Annotated in this window: 13 protein-coding genes; 10 read left to right on the plus strand and 3 right to left on the minus strand. The window is 72.3% G+C overall.

The genetic code is table 11. The annotated features are described in order from the left end of the window. Positions 1 to 2: 2 nt before the first annotated feature. On the plus strand, positions 3 to 1,148 hold the full coding sequence (gene dgoD, locus AQJ91_RS40390) for a galactonate dehydratase (RefSeq protein WP_067032693.1): 1,146 nt from the start codon (positions 3 to 5) through the stop codon (positions 1,146 to 1,148). 198 nt (positions 1,149 to 1,346) lie between these two features. Continuing rightward, positions 1,347 to 1,481, plus strand: a complete 135-nt coding sequence (locus AQJ91_RS57580; protein WP_267891292.1) for a hypothetical protein — start codon at positions 1,347 to 1,349, stop codon at positions 1,479 to 1,481. A 143-nt stretch (positions 1,482 to 1,624) separates the two neighbouring features. On the opposite strand, the gene AQJ91_RS40395 is transcribed toward AQJ91_RS57580, so the two are convergent. Beyond that, a complete protein-coding gene (locus tag AQJ91_RS40395) occupies positions 1,625 to 2,329 on the minus strand; it encodes a B3/B4 domain-containing protein (RefSeq protein WP_067032533.1) in 705 nt (234 codons plus the stop codon). A 494-nt stretch (positions 2,330 to 2,823) separates the two neighbouring features. Between AQJ91_RS40395 and AQJ91_RS40400 the strand changes: the two genes are divergently transcribed. The 6 genes from AQJ91_RS40400 to AQJ91_RS40420 all read left to right on the plus strand — a co-directional run bounded on the left by AQJ91_RS40400 (position 2,824) and on the right by AQJ91_RS40420 (position 10,434). After that, positions 2,824 to 3,408, plus strand: coding sequence for a helix-turn-helix domain-containing protein (locus AQJ91_RS40400; RefSeq protein ID WP_067032536.1), 585 nt, complete (start codon positions 2,824 to 2,826; stop codon positions 3,406 to 3,408). Between the two features lie 530 nt (positions 3,409 to 3,938). Beyond that, on the plus strand, positions 3,939 to 4,106 hold the full coding sequence (locus AQJ91_RS54850; protein WP_199848150.1) for a hypothetical protein: 168 nt from the start codon (positions 3,939 to 3,941) through the stop codon (positions 4,104 to 4,106). An 89-nt stretch (positions 4,107 to 4,195) separates the two neighbouring features. After that, positions 4,196 to 6,634 (plus strand): type 2 lantipeptide synthetase LanM, encoded by a 2,439-nt coding sequence (locus tag AQJ91_RS40405; RefSeq protein WP_234383341.1) that lies wholly within the window; start codon positions 4,196 to 4,198, stop codon positions 6,632 to 6,634. After that, positions 6,631 to 7,899, plus strand: coding sequence for a hypothetical protein (locus AQJ91_RS40410; protein WP_079085575.1), 1,269 nt, complete (start codon positions 6,631 to 6,633; stop codon positions 7,897 to 7,899). The genes AQJ91_RS40405 and AQJ91_RS40410 overlap by 4 nt, the downstream gene beginning before the upstream one ends. Next, positions 7,896 to 9,101 (plus strand): JmjC domain-containing protein, encoded by a 1,206-nt coding sequence (locus tag AQJ91_RS40415; protein ID WP_067032539.1) that lies wholly within the window; start codon positions 7,896 to 7,898, stop codon positions 9,099 to 9,101. The genes AQJ91_RS40410 and AQJ91_RS40415 overlap by 4 nt, the downstream gene beginning before the upstream one ends. Further along, the gene (locus AQJ91_RS40420; protein ID WP_067032542.1) at positions 9,079 to 10,434 is read left to right on the plus strand and encodes a lanthionine synthetase C family protein; all 1,356 of its coding nucleotides are present in this window, start codon (positions 9,079 to 9,081) and stop codon (positions 10,432 to 10,434) included. Before AQJ91_RS40415 ends, AQJ91_RS40420 begins: the two co-directional genes overlap by 23 nt. A gap of 22 nt (positions 10,435 to 10,456) precedes the next feature. On the opposite strand, the gene AQJ91_RS40425 is transcribed toward AQJ91_RS40420, so the two are convergent. After that, positions 10,457 to 12,217, minus strand: coding sequence for an ABC transporter permease subunit (locus AQJ91_RS40425; protein ID WP_067032545.1), 1,761 nt, complete (start codon positions 12,215 to 12,217; stop codon positions 10,457 to 10,459). 6 nt (positions 12,218 to 12,223) lie between these two features. Then, complete coding sequence (locus AQJ91_RS40430; protein ID WP_067032548.1) at positions 12,224 to 13,744, minus strand: ABC transporter substrate-binding protein; 1,521 nt, start codon at positions 13,742 to 13,744, stop codon at positions 12,224 to 12,226. 218 nt (positions 13,745 to 13,962) lie between these two features. On the opposite strand from AQJ91_RS40430, the gene AQJ91_RS40435 reads away from it, so the two are divergent. Further along, positions 13,963 to 14,811 carry an oxygenase MpaB family protein gene (locus AQJ91_RS40435; protein ID WP_107122665.1) on the plus strand — a complete coding sequence of 283 codons (849 nt, stop codon included), beginning with the start codon at positions 13,963 to 13,965 and terminating at the stop codon, positions 14,809 to 14,811. A 61-nt stretch (positions 14,812 to 14,872) separates the two neighbouring features. Beyond that, complete coding sequence (locus tag AQJ91_RS40440) at positions 14,873 to 17,155, plus strand: serine/threonine-protein kinase (protein ID WP_067032552.1); 2,283 nt, start codon at positions 14,873 to 14,875, stop codon at positions 17,153 to 17,155. The last annotated feature ends 47 nt before the right edge of the window (positions 17,156 to 17,202 follow it).

Consider the following 17,202-nt stretch of genomic DNA (forward strand, 5'->3'; position numbering starts at 1 on the left):
CCATGAAGATCACTGGATACGAACTCTTCCTCGTCGAACCGCGCTGGCTCTTCCTGCGCGTCGACACAGACGAGGGCGTCTCCGGCTGGGGAGAGCCCATCGTCGAGGGCAAGGCGCACACCGTCGCCCGTTGCGTCGAGGAGATGTTCGACTACCTCGTGGGGCAGGACCCGGCCCGCATCGAGGAGCACTGGCAGGTGCTCGCCAAGGGTGGCTTCTACCGGGGCGGTGTCGTCCTCAACAGTGCCCTGGCCGGCATCGACCAGGCCCTGTGGGACATCGCGGGCAAGACCCACGGCGTCCCGGTGCACCAGCTGCTCGGCGGCCACGTGCGCGACCGGGTGCGTATCTACGGCTGGATCGGCGGGTCGACCCCGCAGAAGATGGCCGAGTCGGCGGCCGAGCAGGTCGCCAAGGGCCTGACCGCGGTGAAGCTCAACCCCTGCGGGAAGTTGGAGCCGCTCGACACGCCCGCCGCGATCCACGCCATCGTGGACCGGGTGACCGCGGTGCGTGAGGCCATCGGACCGGACCGCGACCTGGCGCTGGACTTCCACGGCCGCTTCAGCGGGGCGATGTCCCGTCGCGTCCTGCCGCTCCTCGAGCCCCTGCTGCCGATGTTCGTGGAAGAACCCGTACTGCCGGAGTTCTCCCAGGACCTCGGCGCCGTGGTCCGCTCCACCTCCATCCCCATCGCCACCGGCGAACGACTCTACTCCCGCTGGGACTTCCGTTCCGTGCTGTCGGACGGCATCGCCGTGGCGCAGCCGGACATCAGCCACGCCGGAGGCATCTCCGAGACCCGGCGCATCGCGGCGATGGCGGAGACGTACGACGTCCTGGTCGCGCCGCACTGCCCGCTCGGCCCGATCGCGCTGGCCGCCAGCCTGCAACTCGACTTCGCGACCCCCAACTTCCTGATCCAGGAGCAGGCACTCGGTATCGGCTACGGCGACAGCAGCGGACTGCTGGACTATCTCGTCGACGCCGAGCCCTTCGCGTTCCGCGACGGCTATATCGACTGTCTGACCGCACCCGGCCTGGGCATCACCATCGACGAGAACGCGGTCCGTGCGGCCGCCGAACGCGGACACCGCTGGCGCAACGACGTGTGGCGCAACATTGACGGCTCGCTGGCCTCCTGGTAGCTCGGGGCACGCCCGCCCAGGCGGTCGCACGAGCCAGATCCGGCCCCGGATCGTCCGCCCACCAGGTCCCGGGACCGCGGTCGAGGCCCCTGCGGGCAGGCCGGGCTGCGCCTCGCTCATCCCCGCCCGTCACGACGGCTGATCGGCAAGGACACCAAGCCGGATCGGCCGGCCACCGTCACCTCGGCCGAGCAGCGGGTGGGCGCGGGTGACCCCGTCGAGGCCACCGTCTCCTGGCGGAACCTCGAGGCGGTTCAGGCCTACCTCGGCCTGGTCGAGAACGGCGACGGCACCAGGACCCCGGGCACCACGCCACTGGCGGTCACACCGTAGACGCCGGGGACGCGCGACCAGAGGCGTGCGTCCCGGGTCCGCACCGCCCGTGGGGACGGGTGGTGCGGTGAATGACCCGGCCGCGGACTTCGCTGCCCCACGGGAGGCCGCGGCCGGGTCTCTTCATGTCTCTGATGGCGGTCTCAGGCGGTGGCCTGGGGCTGTGCCGGGCTGAGGTAGTGCACGGCGGTCTGCGCGGTGCGCGGGGCCAGGCCCTGCAGTTCCTCCGCCGCGACCTTGAGGAGGTCGCCGTCGCGGGTGGCGTGCAGGGTTTCGAGGACGAAGGCGACGTGCGTGGAGTCCTCGGTCACGCAGGTGCGGTGGGCGTCGCGGTGGTTCCAGTGGCGGGTCAGGACGCCGGTGGTGTCCGCATAGATGATCTCGCCGGGCTTGGGGTTCTCGACGGTGTCGGGTTCGCCGAGCGGGGTGAAGTACTCGGTGCCGTCCGCGTATCGGATGTCGACGTCGTCGGCGACATGGTCCAGGTCGAAGGCGCCGGCGGGCAGGCCGTGCCGGACGGAGACGCAGTTGTAGGAGTCGACCGCCGGGTTGATGCGCGGCAGCGTGCCCTTCTTCGCGAGGCGGCGGCCGAGCGCGTCGACGCTGGGGCGAATGCGGCGGGGATTGGTGCCGAAGGAGCGATAGGCGGTGTGCCAGGCCTCGATACGGGGGTCGGTCTCGTCGGCGGGGCGCCAGTTGCCGTCGGCGAGTTGCCGCTCCAGGTCATCCAGGGCCGCGGTGGTGGGCGGCCAGGATTCACGGCCGCGCAGGCCGGTGGCGGTGACCAGGGCGATGAGCGTGTCGGGGAAGGCGTCCGCGACGGCGGGGGCGATGCGGAAGGCGGGCATGGGCGGGGTTTCCGTTTCCTGTGTCCGGGCGTGGGCGGTCGGGGCGGGGATCAGGGCTTCCGAGGGCCGATGCGGTCCAGGCGGCGACGCTGCTGGCGGGCGGCGGCACGTCGAGGCCCTGGTCGCGTGCGGTGAGGTGGTCGGCGACGGCGGTGCGGTGCTCGACGGGCTTGTGGTCGTCGAACATGCGGGTCTCCTTGCATGGGCTGCTGGGCTGCTGGGCTGCTGGGCTGCTCAGGTCAGGGCGAGGAGACCGACGGCGACGGCGGCGGTGCCCAGGCCTGCGAGCTGGCCGCGATGGATGCGCTCGGCAAGGACGCCGCGGGCAGGCGCATCCATGGGCGAGTGAGCTGCCCAGGGCCAGCAGCAGAGCGATCACAGCACTTCCCTTAGTATCATTGGAACGACCGCACCGTACAACGCAACGACCGGACCGTGTCAACCGAACGACCGCGCGGTGCATTGAAGTGGTCAGTTGTGAGGATGGAGATCAGATGGTCGAGACAGCCGCAGCGCTGCGGACGGTCGCGCACAACGTCCGGGCGGCCCGCACCCGAGCAGGCCTGTCCCTGGAGGAACTCAGCCGACGCTCCCAGGTCAGCAAGGGCGCCCTGGTGGCCCTGGAGAAAGCTCAGGGCAACCCCAACCTGGCCACCCTGGTCAGGCTGGCCGACACCCTCGGCATCTCGGTGTCCGCCCTGATGCAGGGACCGCCCCAAGGCCGCGTCCGCGTCGTGGCCGCCGACGCCGTGGCACCCCTGTGGACCGGAGAACGGGGCGGCGAGGCCCGGCTCATGCTGACGACCTCGGGCCCGGCCCCGGTCGAGGTCTGGCGCTGGCGACTGGAACCGGGCGAGGAATACCCCAGCCACCCCCACCAGGCCGGAGTCGTGGAAACCGTCAGCGTCACGGCCGGCCGGATGACCCTGATCGTCGACGGCACCGAACACACCGTGGAAGCCGGCCGGACCGCCACGTTCGACGGCGACGCCCCTCACACCTACCGCGGCTCCGGCATGGAAACCTGCAGTCTGATCATGACGGTCCACCTGCCACCCGGCCCCGCTTCCACAACCTGACCCGCGTCTGTCCGGAGCGCTCATGCCGCACCCCTCGGCCTTGCGCGCACCTCGCCGGGCACGGCCACCTTCCACCGCTGCCGGCCGGCGCTGCCACTGCTGGCACCTTCGGCCGGAGTGCTGTTCGCCGACGACATGCCGCTGTGGACCCGCGCCGTCGCCGAGGTCGGCGCCGGCCTGTCCACGGTGCTGGTCAACGTGTAGGTGGTTCCTCTACCTGCTGTGTCGCGGCGGCCTGCCCGGCGGGGCACTGTGCCGCGGCATGGACCTGACGCCGGGCTGGCTGCTGGTCGCCGTCACGCCGGCGTCGTACTCCTCCTGCTCCCCCGGTCGGAGCCCTGGCGCCGGCCGCGCTCGTCCTCGGCGAGCGACCCGCGTCAGGTGGAAGCGGGGCACATCCAAGGAGTGAGGTGTCCCCCAACTGCCTTACCCCGCACGAAAGTTACCGAAAATAGGCTCCCTTGACATGGCCATTTTGCCCAGTTGTACTGAGTAGCGGATCGGTTACCCAGTGCGAGAGGAGGGTGTTCATGCAGGCTGTCGAAGAAAAGGGCCGGATCGGGTCGGACCGGAGCGCCGATGACGTGTTCGATCTGGTGATCGGCGATCTGGAACAGGAAATTCCGCCACTCGCGTCACCGACGAACTCAGGTAGCGGTACCGCCTGTGGTTCGTGCGCCAGCATCTACTGCTGCTGATGCGCGCCGGGTGGTGTCGCTGACGAAGGCACCACCCGGATGGGCCTTGGCTCCCGCAGCAACGAGTCGGAAGGGCAGCCTTGTCGGATGTGCTGGCGGACGTCGAGCCGCTCTGGGAGATGCGTACCCCGACCGACGACGCCGATCAGGATGTTCTCGCCGTACTTCCGCCGGTGGCGCGGCGAGTGATCGACGCGGTCCGTGAGGGTACGGCGGGCGGGCTGTTCCCACCGGTCGTCACGGCCGGCCCGGAGGGGACGGTCAGGGTTGACCGGCTGCTCGGTGGCGCGGCGGACGCGCGGATGCTCGCGCACGCGCTCGCGGACCAGCGGTTCACGCCGCTGCTGGCGCTGTGGGATCGGCTGGACGACTGGTGTGATTCCGCCGCGCGGCGATATACGACGGTCGTCGCCACCGGAGTGCTGGACATCACCAACGCCGATCTCTTCGGACCGGTGGTGTCCGAGGCGTTCGTGGCCTGCGCGACCGGACGGGCGCACTACACCCGCGACCGGGTGAAGGAGTGGGCGGCGCGCTGCGAGGCCTTTCTGACGCTCTTCCTCGACCGGCTGCTGCGGGACATGAGCACCTGCTGGCCCGAGGACCCGGCGTTTCGGGGACCGGTCGTCGGGTTGTGGGCCCATGGCGAGGAGACCCACAACGGCCGGCAACGGGTGTTGCGGCTGGACTGCGTCGGCGGTGGCCGAGTCGCGTACAAGCCGCGTCCGGCGTCCGGCGAGCTGCTGTTCACCGCGTCCGGAGGAGCCGGGAAGCCGGCATCGGTGTTCGAACTGCTCAACCACTCGCCCGCGGTGTCCGGCGAGGTCCGGCTGCCGGTGCTGTCGTGCTGGTCCGGTGCCGACCGGGGTTACCTGTGGCAGGAATGGATCGAGCCACCGGCACAGTGGGGACCGATCCGCACATCCGGGCCGTGGCGGCTGACCGGCACCCGGCTGACCCCGCCGGAGGCGGCGCGGTTCTGGCTCCGAACCGGCTCTCTGACCGCCGCGGTCTTCGCCTTCGGGATCACCGACATGATCGGCAGCAACCTGGTGACCGGGAGCAGGCCAGGCGAGCGGGAACCGCTGCTGTATCCGATCGATCTGGAGATCTACTTCTGCAGTGTTCCCCGGCTCTACGACACGGGTCTGCTGTACGACCCGACCGCCGAGGTCGACCAGCACCACGTCGGCCTGGAGAACACTCCGCGGTGGTGCAGCGCCGAGGGCCCGCCGGTGTGCTGGCGTGCGGAGCCGACGGGGGCGCTGCGCCTGCACCGCCGCCGCCGGCCCTACGCCAGGGACGAGACCAGGACCGTCGTCGCGGACACCGAAGGACGGGCCGGGTACGGCCACTACCTGCCGGCGATGCTGCGCGGCATGTTCGACGCTTGGACCCTGATGTGCCGTCAGCGGCCGGCGATTCGGCGTTTCCTGTCGACCGCCACCGCCGGCCACTACGTCCGGGTGCTGCGGCAGCCCACGTTCCGGTACTTCGACGCGCTGGTGCCACGCTGGCTGTCCGGCGGCGGCGCCGCACCGGTCCCCGCCGAGCCGGACGTCCACTTCGACCGGGCGGAGCTCGACCAGCTTCGACGTCTGGACGTGCCCTACTTCGTCCGTTCGCTGGACGGCGGTCCGGTACTGCGCGTCGAGCCGCCGCCCCTGCCGTTCGAGACAGCCCGGGTCGCGGCCCGGCCGGAGCCCGAGGGGGGCTGGCCCCCGCTGCCGGAGCTGCTCGACGCTGCGAACCTCGAACTCGCCGGTCTCGGGGTGGCACTTCGGGACGCGGTGGAGCACGTGTTCGACGATGTGACCGAGCACGTCGTCACGGACGAGTCGCTGGGCGTGCGGCTGCACCTGCAGAGTCCCGCCGAGGGCCAGGTCGGCTTCGACTGGCCGGAGGTGGGCAGGCGGGTCACCTACATCTGGAACCGGGAGAAAGTACGGCTGCGCATCGACCCGGTGGACGCGCCGGAGGTCCCGGCCGAGCCGGCGCCCGCCGGGGAGATCCGGCGCCGACTGCTGCGGCTTGACCGGCTCGACGGCGCCATCCGGATGCCGTGGGCGGACGGCGGCATGACCGACGATGCCGCCGAGCGCCGCCTGCGGACCCTGACCGACGCCGGCATCGCGTGGCTGACCCGGGTCGTGGCCGACCACGGGTGGCCGGGGCGCACGCTGGTCGGTGCCGCGGCGGCCGCCGCGGCGAGTCGCCTCGTACAACACGCGAGAGAGCACCTGGACTTTCGCCGGCACTGTCTCGAACTGATGCGGCAGGCGGCAGCGGACGGTGATCTCCCATGGCGTGAGGTCGCCTACCTGACCGACGAGCTGCGCCTCGCCGACGGCCTCCCCCAGGTGTACGGCACGAAGTTCGAGCCCGTGGCCGGAAAGCTGGTGCCGTGGCCGATCGAGGAGCCGGACGACGTGGACCGCAGGCGCGCCGCGATGGGCATGGAGCCACTGGCGGACCACACGGACCGGATCCGGCAGCGGTTCCCCCTGACGGGGAGGGAAGCATCATGACCACACTGATCCACGAGGTGCGGCAGACACCCGGCGACGTCGACTGGGCGCTGTTCGGGCAGCGGTACTGGGCCAGGCAGCCCACCAGGCTGCGCGCCCGGCCACCGGTCGGCCTCGACGAGATCCACGCTCTGACCGTTCAGTCGTGTGCCCCGTTCCGCGCCGGCACCCGGTTCTGGGTGATGCCCGACGTCCGGTTCCTGGTCGGCGACGGCTGGCTGCGCGCGCCGGGCACACGGCTGCCGGACACCGCCGACCGGACCCTGGACGACTACCTCGACCGGCTGGACGCCGACGTGTCCGGGCAGGGCTATCTGCTCACCGTGCGGCAGCCGTTGCTCCTGGACTTCGCGCTGTGGTCCGCGGTGCGTGCCGCGATCCGCGGGCTGTGGTGTACGGTCGGCTGGCCGAACCTCCCGGTGGTCGCCGAGGTGCTGATCGGCGACCGGTTCACCCAGCACGTGGGCGCGACCGAGGCGCCGACCCACGCGGCACTGACCTGGGTGCTGCGCGGGCGGATGGACGTACGGCTGTGGGACGAGCGCAACGGTCCGCCACCGGCCGCGATCGCCGACCCGGACCGGGACCTGGACGGTGTGCGCACCCTGAGTGCCGACGCCGGAGAGCTGCTGTACTGGCCGGGCGACCAACGGCACGTGGACACCTACCGCGAGCGGTGCGTGGCGCTGCGCCTGCGGATTCCGGTCGACCGGCGGCTGCCGTTCACCGCGTTACGGGATCTGCTCGCCGACCTGGTGCACGGCCGGCAGGGCAACGACGACACCGTGCCGTACTTCCCGTTCGGCCCCGGATCCCGAGTCGACGAACAGGACGGGGTGCTGCCCCACCTGACCGCGCTCGGCGACGAACTGCGCGAGATCGTGGACGGCGAGCAGCTGCGCAGGATGCTGCGAGTCCGCTGGGCGGCATTGCGTTCCGCGGCCGGTCTCGAACCGATTCCGGTGCCACGCGAGGGCATCCCCATGACCCGGCAGACCCGGGTTCGCCGGTCGAGCGAGATCGTCCGGATGCCTGACGGGCCGGGCCACGAGGTGTGGGCGGTCAACGGGAACGTCTTCACCCTGCCGAAAGCCGCGAGCGACCGGGTGTTCGCCGCACTGCACAACGGCGAGGAGACCAGCGTCGCCGAGGTGTGCCGAGCCATCGGCGGCGGTGCCGACAAGAACGACAAGAGTGTGCTCGCGTTGCTGGACAAGCTGTACCGGCTGCGCGGCATCGACGTGGCCGAGGTACCCGCGCGATGACACTGACCACCGAGAAGTCATTCGACTGGGACACCTTCGTCGACCGGTTCTGGGACCAGAAACCCGTGCTGTACAAGGGAACCGACGGCGTGCCGTTCGCCGAGGCGGAGGTGTTCGAGGCCGCTGTGCTCGGCAGCCGCCCGCCGCATCCGCTCGCCGTACCGGGGAATCTGCAGTTCCTCGTGCAGCGGCGACAGCAGACACGGCCGCACGACTACCTGCCGGAACTGTCGGACCGTTCGTTCGACGGCTACGAACGACGCATGGCCGAACGGTTGCACGGGCAGTGCTACGCCCTCGTGGTGCACCGGTTCCACGCGTTCTCCCATCCCCTGTGGACACGCGCCCAGCGGTTCTACGCCGGTCTCTGGGAGCGGGTCGGCCAGCCGACGCACACCGCGGGGTCCACGCTGTTCCACGGCTCCTACGAGCACAGCCCGGTCGGCGTGCACCAGGACCGCTTCGCCACCTTCATGTTCTGCGTGCGTGGCACCAAGCGGATGCGGTTCTGGGCCGAGCGCCCGTGGTCGGATCCGGTACACACGGTGCTGGACTACCAGCCGTACCTGGCCTCCTCGTTCGTCGCCGAGGTCGAGCCGGGAGATCTGCTGTACTGGCCGTCGCGGTACTACCACGTCGGGGAGAGCGCCGGCGACGCGCCGGCGACGAGTGTCAACGTGGGCATTCCCCGCCGCGAGCACCGGCCGTACTACGAGATCAAGGACCTGTTCCGGGGCACCGAACCGGCGGCGTCGGCCCCGTCGTTCACCCCGGATGCCGGTCCCGACGGGCAGCTGGCCGGGGAACTGCCCACGGCCCTCGCCGACGCCGTGGACGCCTTCACGGAATGCCTGAGCCAGGACCGGTTCGCCGACCGGGCCACAGGTCTGGCCCTGCGGGTCAGAACGGCGGGCGGGTTCTGGCCGACCCAGCCCCCCGCCGGGCTTCGCCCGCTGGACGACGACACCCCCGTCCGGGCGTGCGCTCCCCTGCTGGCCGCGCCCGGCGACGGTCCCCGCAGATACGCCGCGAACGGCAACGTCTCGTCCGGCACGGCCACCGCCGCGGCCCTCGCGGTGCTGGACCGGCTGAACGCCGGCGAGATGGTGCGCGTCGGTGAACTGCCGGTGCCCCAGCGCGCGGAGGTCCGCCACCTGCTGCAGGAACTGGAGGGCTTCCGTGCCATCACCCGCACCGACTGACCGGGCGCCGGCCCACCGGCAGGCGGCCGCCAGGATCGTCACCGAGATCGCGGACCGGCTGGCGGAGCCGGACCGGGTGGCCGAGATCGCGGGCGTGCCGGACAACCTCATGCGGTATCCGGGAAACCCGCAACCGGTGTGGGATCCGCTGCTGCTCTCCGACGGCCACCCCGGAGTCGCCCTGCTGTTCGCCGAGTTGGCCGCGGGGGTGCCGGAGCTGCGTGGCCGGACGCACGCGCACCTGTCGGCGGCGCTCGGCAGCGGGATCCGGCGGCTGCCGCAGTCACTGTTCGGCGGCATGGTGGCGCTCGCGTTCGCCGGGCACACCGCGGCCACCGGATTCGGCGGCTATGCCACGATGCTGGCCGGACTGGACGGGCACATCACCGCCCAGGTCCGAGAACGCGCGCAGGCCGACCGGGAACGGGTGCGTGCCGGCGAGCCGGTCGGCTCGTGGAACCGCTACGACGTCCTCGGCGGCACCGCCGGCATCGGTCGCTACCTGCTGGCCCGGTACGAGTCGGCGGCCGAGCAGGCGGTGCGACAGGCAGCAGGGCTCGCGCTGACCGATGTGCTCGAGTCGCTGGTGGCCGTGGCGACCGCGGACGACATCGCGCGCCACGGCACCCGGCTGCCCGCGTGGTGGGTCACCGACGGACTGGAGCACGGGCTGGCCGAGCACGTCAACTTCGGCCTCGCACACGGGGTCTGCGGGCCGCTCGCGCTCCTCTCCGGCGCCTGGCGGGCAGGGTTCCGGGTGGACCGTCAGGACGAGGCCATCGAGCGGATCATGGCGCTGCTGTCCCGCTGGCGCACGACCGACGAGGCCGGCCCGCGCTGGCCGCACCTGATCACCCTGGCACACCTGGAGAAGGGGGAACCGCCGGAACGCGGGCGGGACTCGTGGTGCTACGGCGCCGCGGGTGCGGCACGTGCCGTGTACCTGGCCGGCGCCGCGCTGGACCGAGCGGACTGGCGCGCCGACGCGCACACCGCCCTCCGCGGTGCGCTGACCGCGGCGAGAGACGAGCTGATCCATGACTCCGCGCTGTGTCACGGCTGGGCGGGGCTGCTGCAGATCGTGCTGCGCATGGCACACGACAGTGCCGGTTCGGGCTACCACGCCCTCGCCGACCGGCTGGCGGTGCGGGTGGTGGACGGGTTCGACCCCGAGGCGCCGTTCGGTTTCCGGTACCGCCACTCGCTCGCCGCGCGCCCTCTCGACCGCCCCGGCTTTCTGGAAGGAGCCGCGGGCATCGCCCTCGCTCTCCACACCTATGCCACGGGGACCGTACCGGCGACGTCGTGGGACAGCGCCCTGCTGGTGAACTGACGGCGCACCCGGACCGGGAGGGTCATTCTCCGGTACGCCGCGAGGCGCTGTTCGCCAGCACCGTGCTGCCCGACACGGCGAGCACGGCGAGCACGACCAGCGCACCGGCCGGTCCGAGCACCGTCCAGGGCGCGAGCTCGACGTACGGCTGGTTCTCCGACAGCAGACGTCCCCACTCCGGCGTCGGCGGCTGCTCGCCCAGGCCCAGGAAGCCCAGCGACGCCAGCACCAGAACCGTGGTCGGCAGCCGCAGCAGGGCGTTGCGGAGAAGGGCCGGGACGACCGCGGGCAGCAGATGGCGGCGCAGCAGATGGGCCCGCCCGGCGCCCAGTGAGACGGCCGCGGCGACATGGCCGCCGGCCCGTTCCTGTTCGAGCAGGGCGGCGGTCTGAGCGGCGTACGGAGTCCACCCGACGAGACACACCGCGCCGGCGGCACCCCACACCGACGGCCCGGTCACGCCCGCGACCAGCAGGCCCGCGAGCACGGCCGGCAGCGTCGCCACGACCTCCGTCAGACCGGCGCTCGCCCGCGGCACCAGGCCGAGCAGCAACCCGGCCACAGCACTCACCGCCGTCACCGCGAAGGCCACGCCCGCCGTGCGCAGCGCCCCGTGCCCCAGCCGGGCCAGCAGGTCACGGCCGAGGGAGTCGGTGCCCAGCGGGTGCGCGACGGAGGGCGGCAGAAGGCGCGCCGCGGTGTCCACGTGCAAGGGGTCGCGCAGCAACCCGGCGGTGCCGAGGGCGAGCAGAGCGAGGGCGCACGCTCCGGCGACCCAGCGCAGGGAACGGCGCGGGGCGAGCTCCGGCTGGTGCAGGCCCGGCAGGGCGCCGTCCCGCAGCGGGCGGCCGAGGAGCCCGTGGCGCAGCGCCCGGACGAGGACACCGGCGGCCACGCCCAGCAGGACGAGCGCCAGCGTCGAGGTCTGCAGCACCGGCAGGTCCTGGGCGACGGCGGCGTCGAGGGCGAGCCGCCCGAGTCCGGGGATGTTGAAGATCTTCTCCACGGCGACCGCACCGCCGACCAGCGCCACGACCGTCGGCAGGAACTGCGGCAGCACACCCGGCAGCGTGCGGCGCAGCGCGTTCCGGGCAGTGTAGGAGGGTGGCATCCCGCTCGCATACGCCGTCTGCGCCCACGGCTCGTGGAAGGCGGCCGGCAGCGACTGGCCGAGCAGCCCGCCGATCATCGCCCCGGACGGAATGCCGAGGGCGAGCGAGGGCAGCACCATCCACTGCGGCCCCTCCCAGCCGCTCGACGGGAACCAGCCCCACCACACCCCGCACACCGTGGCCAGCAGCGAGGCCAGCAGGAACTTCGGCAGCGCCGCCAGTACGGCCGCCGCCGTGCCCGCCCGGTCCCGGCCGAGCCGCCGCCGCGAGCCGAGGAAGACGGTGCGGGCGCACAGCAGCGCCGCCACCAGCAGGGTCACCACGAGCGCGCCCAGCATCAGCGTGAGCGACACCGACAGCGCGGCCGTCACCTGGGGCAGGACCGCCTCTCCCGACACCCACGAGGCACCCGCGTCCCCGCCCAGCCACCGCACGAGATGCGCGACCGGCCCCTCGTCCAGGCCCAACTGCTCCCGTACGGCGACCAGTTGCTCCGGCGTCGGATCCTGGTCGGCGGACCGCGCCCGCAGCACGGTGAGGGCCGGGTCGGCCCCCGACAGCCAGGGCAGCACGCCCACCGCGGTCAGCAGCGCGGCCCCGGCGAGAACGCGGCCGGCCCCCGCACGCCAACGGAACGGGCGGGCGGGGGCGTTGCTGTGGGTGACGGTCATCCGGGGTTACTTCAGGCGAGTGTCGAGGTCGACCAGGGAACGCTCCAGCGGGTCGAGGATGACGCCCTCGACATCGGTGGCGATGCCCTGTACGGCCTGCTCGTGGACCAGCGGCAGCACGGCGTCCGTGCGCAGGATCTCCGCCTCCGCCCGCATGATCTTCTTCCGGCGCTCCTCGGTGTCGCCCTCCGAGGCCGCCGCCTTGACGGCCTTGTCGACGGCCGGGTCCTTCAGACCCGCGATGTTGTACACGCCGTCGCTCATGTAGTCGCTGGCCAGGTACGCGACCGCGTCACCCGTGTCGAGGAGCGTCACCCGCGAGAAGACGAGGGCGTCGTACTTGCCGGCGAGGAGGTCGGCCTCCATCTGCGTGTACTCGCGCACGTCCTGCTTCACCGTGAACCCGGCCTTCTCCAGCTGCTGCTGGAGCACGCTCGCCGCCTCCGGAAGCTCGGTGCGGTTGGTGTAGGTGGCCAGGCGCAGCGTCCTGCCCTTCGTCTTCGTCTTCACCTGCGCGGCGGTCGCCGCCGCGGCCCGGCCGGTCACCTCGACGCGGTCGTCCGCGGCCCAGGACACGGCGGGCCCGAACAGGCCCTGCGCCGGGTCGGCGTAGCCGCCGAAGACCGAGTCGACGAGCGCCGAGCCGTCCACGGTCTCCCGCGCGGCAGCGCGCAGCGCCTCGTCGGTGAACAGGCTGCTGCCGGTGTTCAGGATCAGGCTGTCGGTGCGCACGGACGGCACCTCGTGCCGGGTGTCCTGGCCGAGCAGCTTCGCCTGCGCGGTGGGGATCCACTCGGCGACGTCGACGTCACCGCCGCGCAGCGCGTTGGCGCGGGCGGTGCCGTCCGCGATCCAGGTCACGTCGATGCCGGCGGCCTTGGCCCTGCCGCCCCAGTAGCCGTCGAAGCGGTTGAGGGTGGCCTTGGTCTTGCCGTTCAGCCTGGTGATCTCGAAGGGGCCGCTGCCGGCGCCGACCGGGCTGACGGTGCCGTTCGCGGCGTACGCCTTCGCGGCGAGGATCGCGAGGGCCGGGCTGGCCAGGCGCAGCGGCAGTACGGGGTCGGCCGACTTGGTGGTGAGCGTGACGGTGTCGGCGTCCTCGGCCTTCGCGGTCAGTGTCACGTCACTGAGGACCCGCGGCTTGGTCTCGGCGGCGTCGGCCTTCTCCAGCGCGTTGACCACCGACTCGGCGGTGACGTCGGTGCCGTCCTGGAAGGTGGCCTTGCGCAGTTCGAACGTCCAGGTCGTGTCGTTCTTCCGGGTCCAGGACTCGGCGAGCGCCGGTTCGGCCGTGCCGTCCTTGCTCAGCGCGGTCAGACCCTCGGCGACCGACAGCTTGCTCAGCACGGTCGCGTCATTGCTGTACGGGGACAGGGCCTGCACCGGCGGCACGGCCAGCGCGATACGCAGCCGCCCGTTCGTGCCCGCGCCCGCGTCCGTGCCGCCGTCCTCGCTCTGGGCGAAGCAGCCGGCCAGCAAGGGGGTGAGGGCGAGCGCCGCGATGAGGCCGCGGGAGGGGGTGCGCATGTCGGGTCCTGTCGTACGGGGCGTTGGGCATGCCGACGGCCCGCGCATAGAGCGCGGGCCGGAGGCTGGGCCAGCATATAAGGGAAGCCTTACCGAACCTTGACCGAGTCGGTGAAATCTCAACCACTGGACATCGGCGGGGCCTTACCGGCGGTATCGACCTGCTCTCCGGCCCGTGGCATCGTGGGGCGCACCGGCATGGGCGGAGGTGGACCGGCATGGGCGAGGCCGACCCGGGACTGTTCGGACCGTCCTCGGTGACCTGGCAGATGCACGGCGACCCGATGATGTGGGTCGCCGGAGTCCGCGCGCTCTATCTCCAGGCCCTGCACCCGCGTGCGGTGCGCGGCGTCATGCAGAACTCCGACTTCCGGCGCGACGCCTGGGGCCGGCTGATGCGCACCGCCAACTTCGTCGGCACCATCACGTACGGCACCACCGAGGCCGCCGAGAAGGCCGGCGCCCGTGTGCGGAAGATCCACAGCATGCTGCAGGCGACCGACCCGGACACGGGGGAGCGGTACGGCGTCGACGAACCCGAACTACTGCTGTGGGTGCACTGCGCCGAGATCGACTCCTATCTGCACGTCGCACGCCGCTCCGGCTTCCGCCTCACCGACACCCAGGCCGACCGCTACGTCGGCGAACAGCGCGTCAACGCCCGCCTGGTGGGCCTCGACCCCGACGCCGTACCGGCGAACCGGGCAGAGATGGCTGCCTACTTCGAGAAGGTGCGGCCCGAACTCGCCTGCGGAGCCGAGGCACGCGCGGTGGACGACTTCCTGCTCCACCCGCCGACGCACCCCCTGCTCGTCCCGGCGCGCGAGTTGCTGTGGCGGCGCGTGGCGCAATTGGCGTACGCCGCTCTGCCGCCGTACGCCCACGAGCTGTACGGCAGACCGGCCCCCGAACCCGCCACCGGCACCCGCCGGTTGCGCGCCACGGGCACCCTTCTGCGCTGCGTTCCCGCACGTCTGCGCTGGGCACTCCCGCCCAAACACATCCTCCGCGCCATGGCCCGGCTCGGCCCGGGCGCGCGCCCGGCACCGTACAAAGTCGGACCATAGCTCGCCATACTGGACGAGCCAGGGGAGGGCGGGGCGAGCATGACGGGGGCGATCGCTGGAGATGGGGGACAGCAGGCTGATCCAGGGCCGGTACCGGCTGCTCGATCTGATCGGGCGTGGCGGCATGGGCGAGGTGTGGCGGTCGCGCGACGAGTCGCTGGGCCGGCAGGTGGCCGTGAAGTGCCTCAAGCCGCTGGGACCGCAGCACGACCAGTCCTTCACCCGGGTCCTGCGGGAGCGGTTCCGCCGCGAGGCCCGGGTGGCCGCCGCCCTCCAGCACCGCGGGGTGACCGTCGTCCACGACTTCGGTGAGAGCGACGGGATCCTGTTCCTCGTCATGGAGTTGCTGGAGGGCCGCAACCTCAGCCAGCTCCTGGAGGACAACAAGCAGCATCCGCTGCCCGTCTCCGACGTCGTCGACATCGCCGACCAGGTGTCCGCCGCCCTCGCCTACACCCACCAGCAGGGCATCGTGCACCGCGACCTGAAACCCGCGAACATCATGCGGCTGGCCGACGGCACGGTGAAGATCTGCGACTTCGGCATCGCCCGCCTCGGCCACGACATCGGCTTCACCTCCCGGCTCACCGGCACCGGCATCGCGATGGGCACCCCGCACTACATGTCGCCGGAGCAGATCAGCGGCAACGATGTCGACCAGCGCAGCGACCTGTACTCGCTGGGGTGCGTGTTGTACGAAATCGCCACCGGGGTGCCGCCGTTCGACCTCGACGACCCCTGGGCGATCCTCGTCGGCCACCGCGACACCCCGCCGGCGCCGCCGCGCAGCCACCGCGCCGAACTCCCCGAGTACTTCGAGAAGATCATCCTGGATCTGCTGGCCAAGCGCCCCGAGGAACGGCCGTACGACGGACGCGAGCTGGGCCGCCGCATCGGCATCGGCCGCAACACGCCGACGTATGTGCCGACCGTCGTGACACCCCAGCCGGTGTTCCGCCCACCGGAGTCCGCGGGCTCCCGGGAAGGGGTCCGCCCGCCCGGGCCGGCGCCGGCCCGCGAACCCCGGCTGCCGTCCTGGACCCGCGGCATGACCACCGGCCACAAAGCCGCCACCGGCGCCGGGCTGCGCGTCACACCCCCCGACGCCGGAGCGGGCCTCACCGGCGAGTGGATCCCCCGCCCGGCCACCGGCCGCCCCGACGACTCCGCCGTACCGGACGCCCCGCCCGCCCCGCCGCCGGAGACGCTCACCGCACTGGCCGGACGGCACAACGCGGGCCTCAGCCTGGGCCGGCTGGGCCGCTGGACGGAAGCGGGCGAGGTGCACCGAGCGGTCGCCGCCGAACGCGAGCACCTCCTCGGCCCCGAGCACCCCGACACCCTCGCCAGCCGTTACGAGGTCGCCTTCACGCTCAGCCGCACCGGCCGTGCCGCCGACGCCCTGCGCGAGTACAAGCACGTCGCCCGCGCCCGCAGCCTCGCGCTCGGCCCCGACCACCCCGAGACGCTCGCCGCCCGCCAGGAAATGGCGTACGTCCTCGGCCAGTTGGGCCGCCACTTCGACGCCCACCAGGTGTACACGTCCGTGCTCGCCGCCCGCGAGCGCACCATGGGCGCCGACCACACCGACACCCTGCGCTGCCGCCACAACCTCGCCTTCAACCTCAGCAGGCTCGGCCGCCTGGAGGACTCGTACCGCCTGGCCTGCGAGGTGGCCGCCGCGCGCGCCCGCGTCCTCGGCCCGAACCATCCCGACACCCTGGTCACGCGCTACGAAGTCGCCTACGCTCTCGGTCAGTTGGGCCGCTGGCCGGAGGCCCTGCAGATCTACCACGAGGTCTCCGAGGCCCGCGCCCAGGCCCTCGGCCCCGACCACCCCGACACCCTCGCCGCCCGCTACGAGGTCGGCATCAGCCTCGGCCGCCTCGGCCGCAGCTCGGAGGCGCTCCAGCTGTACCGCGAGCTGATCGACGACCGCACCCGCGTCCACGGCCCCGCCCACCCCGAGACCCTCCGCGCCCGCCACGGCCTGGGCGTCAACCTCGGCCGCCTCGGCCGCTGGGAGGAGGCCCTCGCCGAGTCCCGCGACGTGTGCGCGATCCGCGAGCGGGTCCTCGGCCCCGAGCACCCGGACACGCTGGTCAGCCGGCGGGAGGTCGCGGTCGGTCTCGGCTGGCTCGGCCGCTGGGCGGACGCCCTCACCGAGTACCGCCGGGTGGCTGCCGCCCGCGAGCAGGTCCTGGGCACCGACCACCCCGACACACTCGCCAGCCGCAACGACGAGGCGCACTGCCTGGAACAGCTCGGCCGGGGCGCGGAAGCCGTGGAGCTGTACCGCAGAGTGGCGGTGCTGCGGCAGCAGCGGGCCACGGGCAGTCACTGACCTCCCGCGCACTCCACCTCTGGCTGACCTGGATCACCCCGTGTTAC

Origin of the sequence: Streptomyces dysideae (assembly GCF_001514305.1) — a bacterium.
In the GTDB taxonomy this organism is placed as follows: Bacteria; Actinomycetota; Actinomycetes; order Streptomycetales; family Streptomycetaceae; genus Streptomyces; species Streptomyces dysideae.

Excerpts from the sequence above, each read along its gene's own strand:
- dgoD (WP_067032693.1), top strand. The coding sequence starts at position 3 with ATGAAGATCACTGGATACGAACTCTTCCTCGTCGAACCGCGCTGGCTC.
- AQJ91_RS40395 (WP_067032533.1), bottom strand. The coding sequence starts at position 2,329 with ATGCCCGCCTTCCGCATCGCCCCCGCCGTCGCGGACGCCTTCCCCGAC.
- AQJ91_RS40400 (WP_067032536.1), top strand. The coding sequence starts at position 2,824 with ATGGTCGAGACAGCCGCAGCGCTGCGGACGGTCGCGCACAACGTCCGG.
- AQJ91_RS54850 (WP_199848150.1), top strand. The coding sequence starts at position 3,939 with ATGCAGGCTGTCGAAGAAAAGGGCCGGATCGGGTCGGACCGGAGCGCC.
- AQJ91_RS40410 (WP_079085575.1), top strand. The coding sequence starts at position 6,631 with ATGACCACACTGATCCACGAGGTGCGGCAGACACCCGGCGACGTCGAC.
- AQJ91_RS40415 (WP_067032539.1), top strand. The coding sequence starts at position 7,896 with ATGACACTGACCACCGAGAAGTCATTCGACTGGGACACCTTCGTCGAC.
- AQJ91_RS40425 (WP_067032545.1), bottom strand. The coding sequence starts at position 12,217 with ATGACCGTCACCCACAGCAACGCCCCCGCCCGCCCGTTCCGTTGGCGT.
- AQJ91_RS40430 (WP_067032548.1), bottom strand. The coding sequence starts at position 13,744 with ATGCGCACCCCCTCCCGCGGCCTCATCGCGGCGCTCGCCCTCACCCCC.
- AQJ91_RS40435 (WP_107122665.1), top strand. The coding sequence starts at position 13,963 with ATGGGCGAGGCCGACCCGGGACTGTTCGGACCGTCCTCGGTGACCTGG.
- AQJ91_RS40440 (WP_067032552.1), top strand. The coding sequence starts at position 14,873 with ATGGGGGACAGCAGGCTGATCCAGGGCCGGTACCGGCTGCTCGATCTG.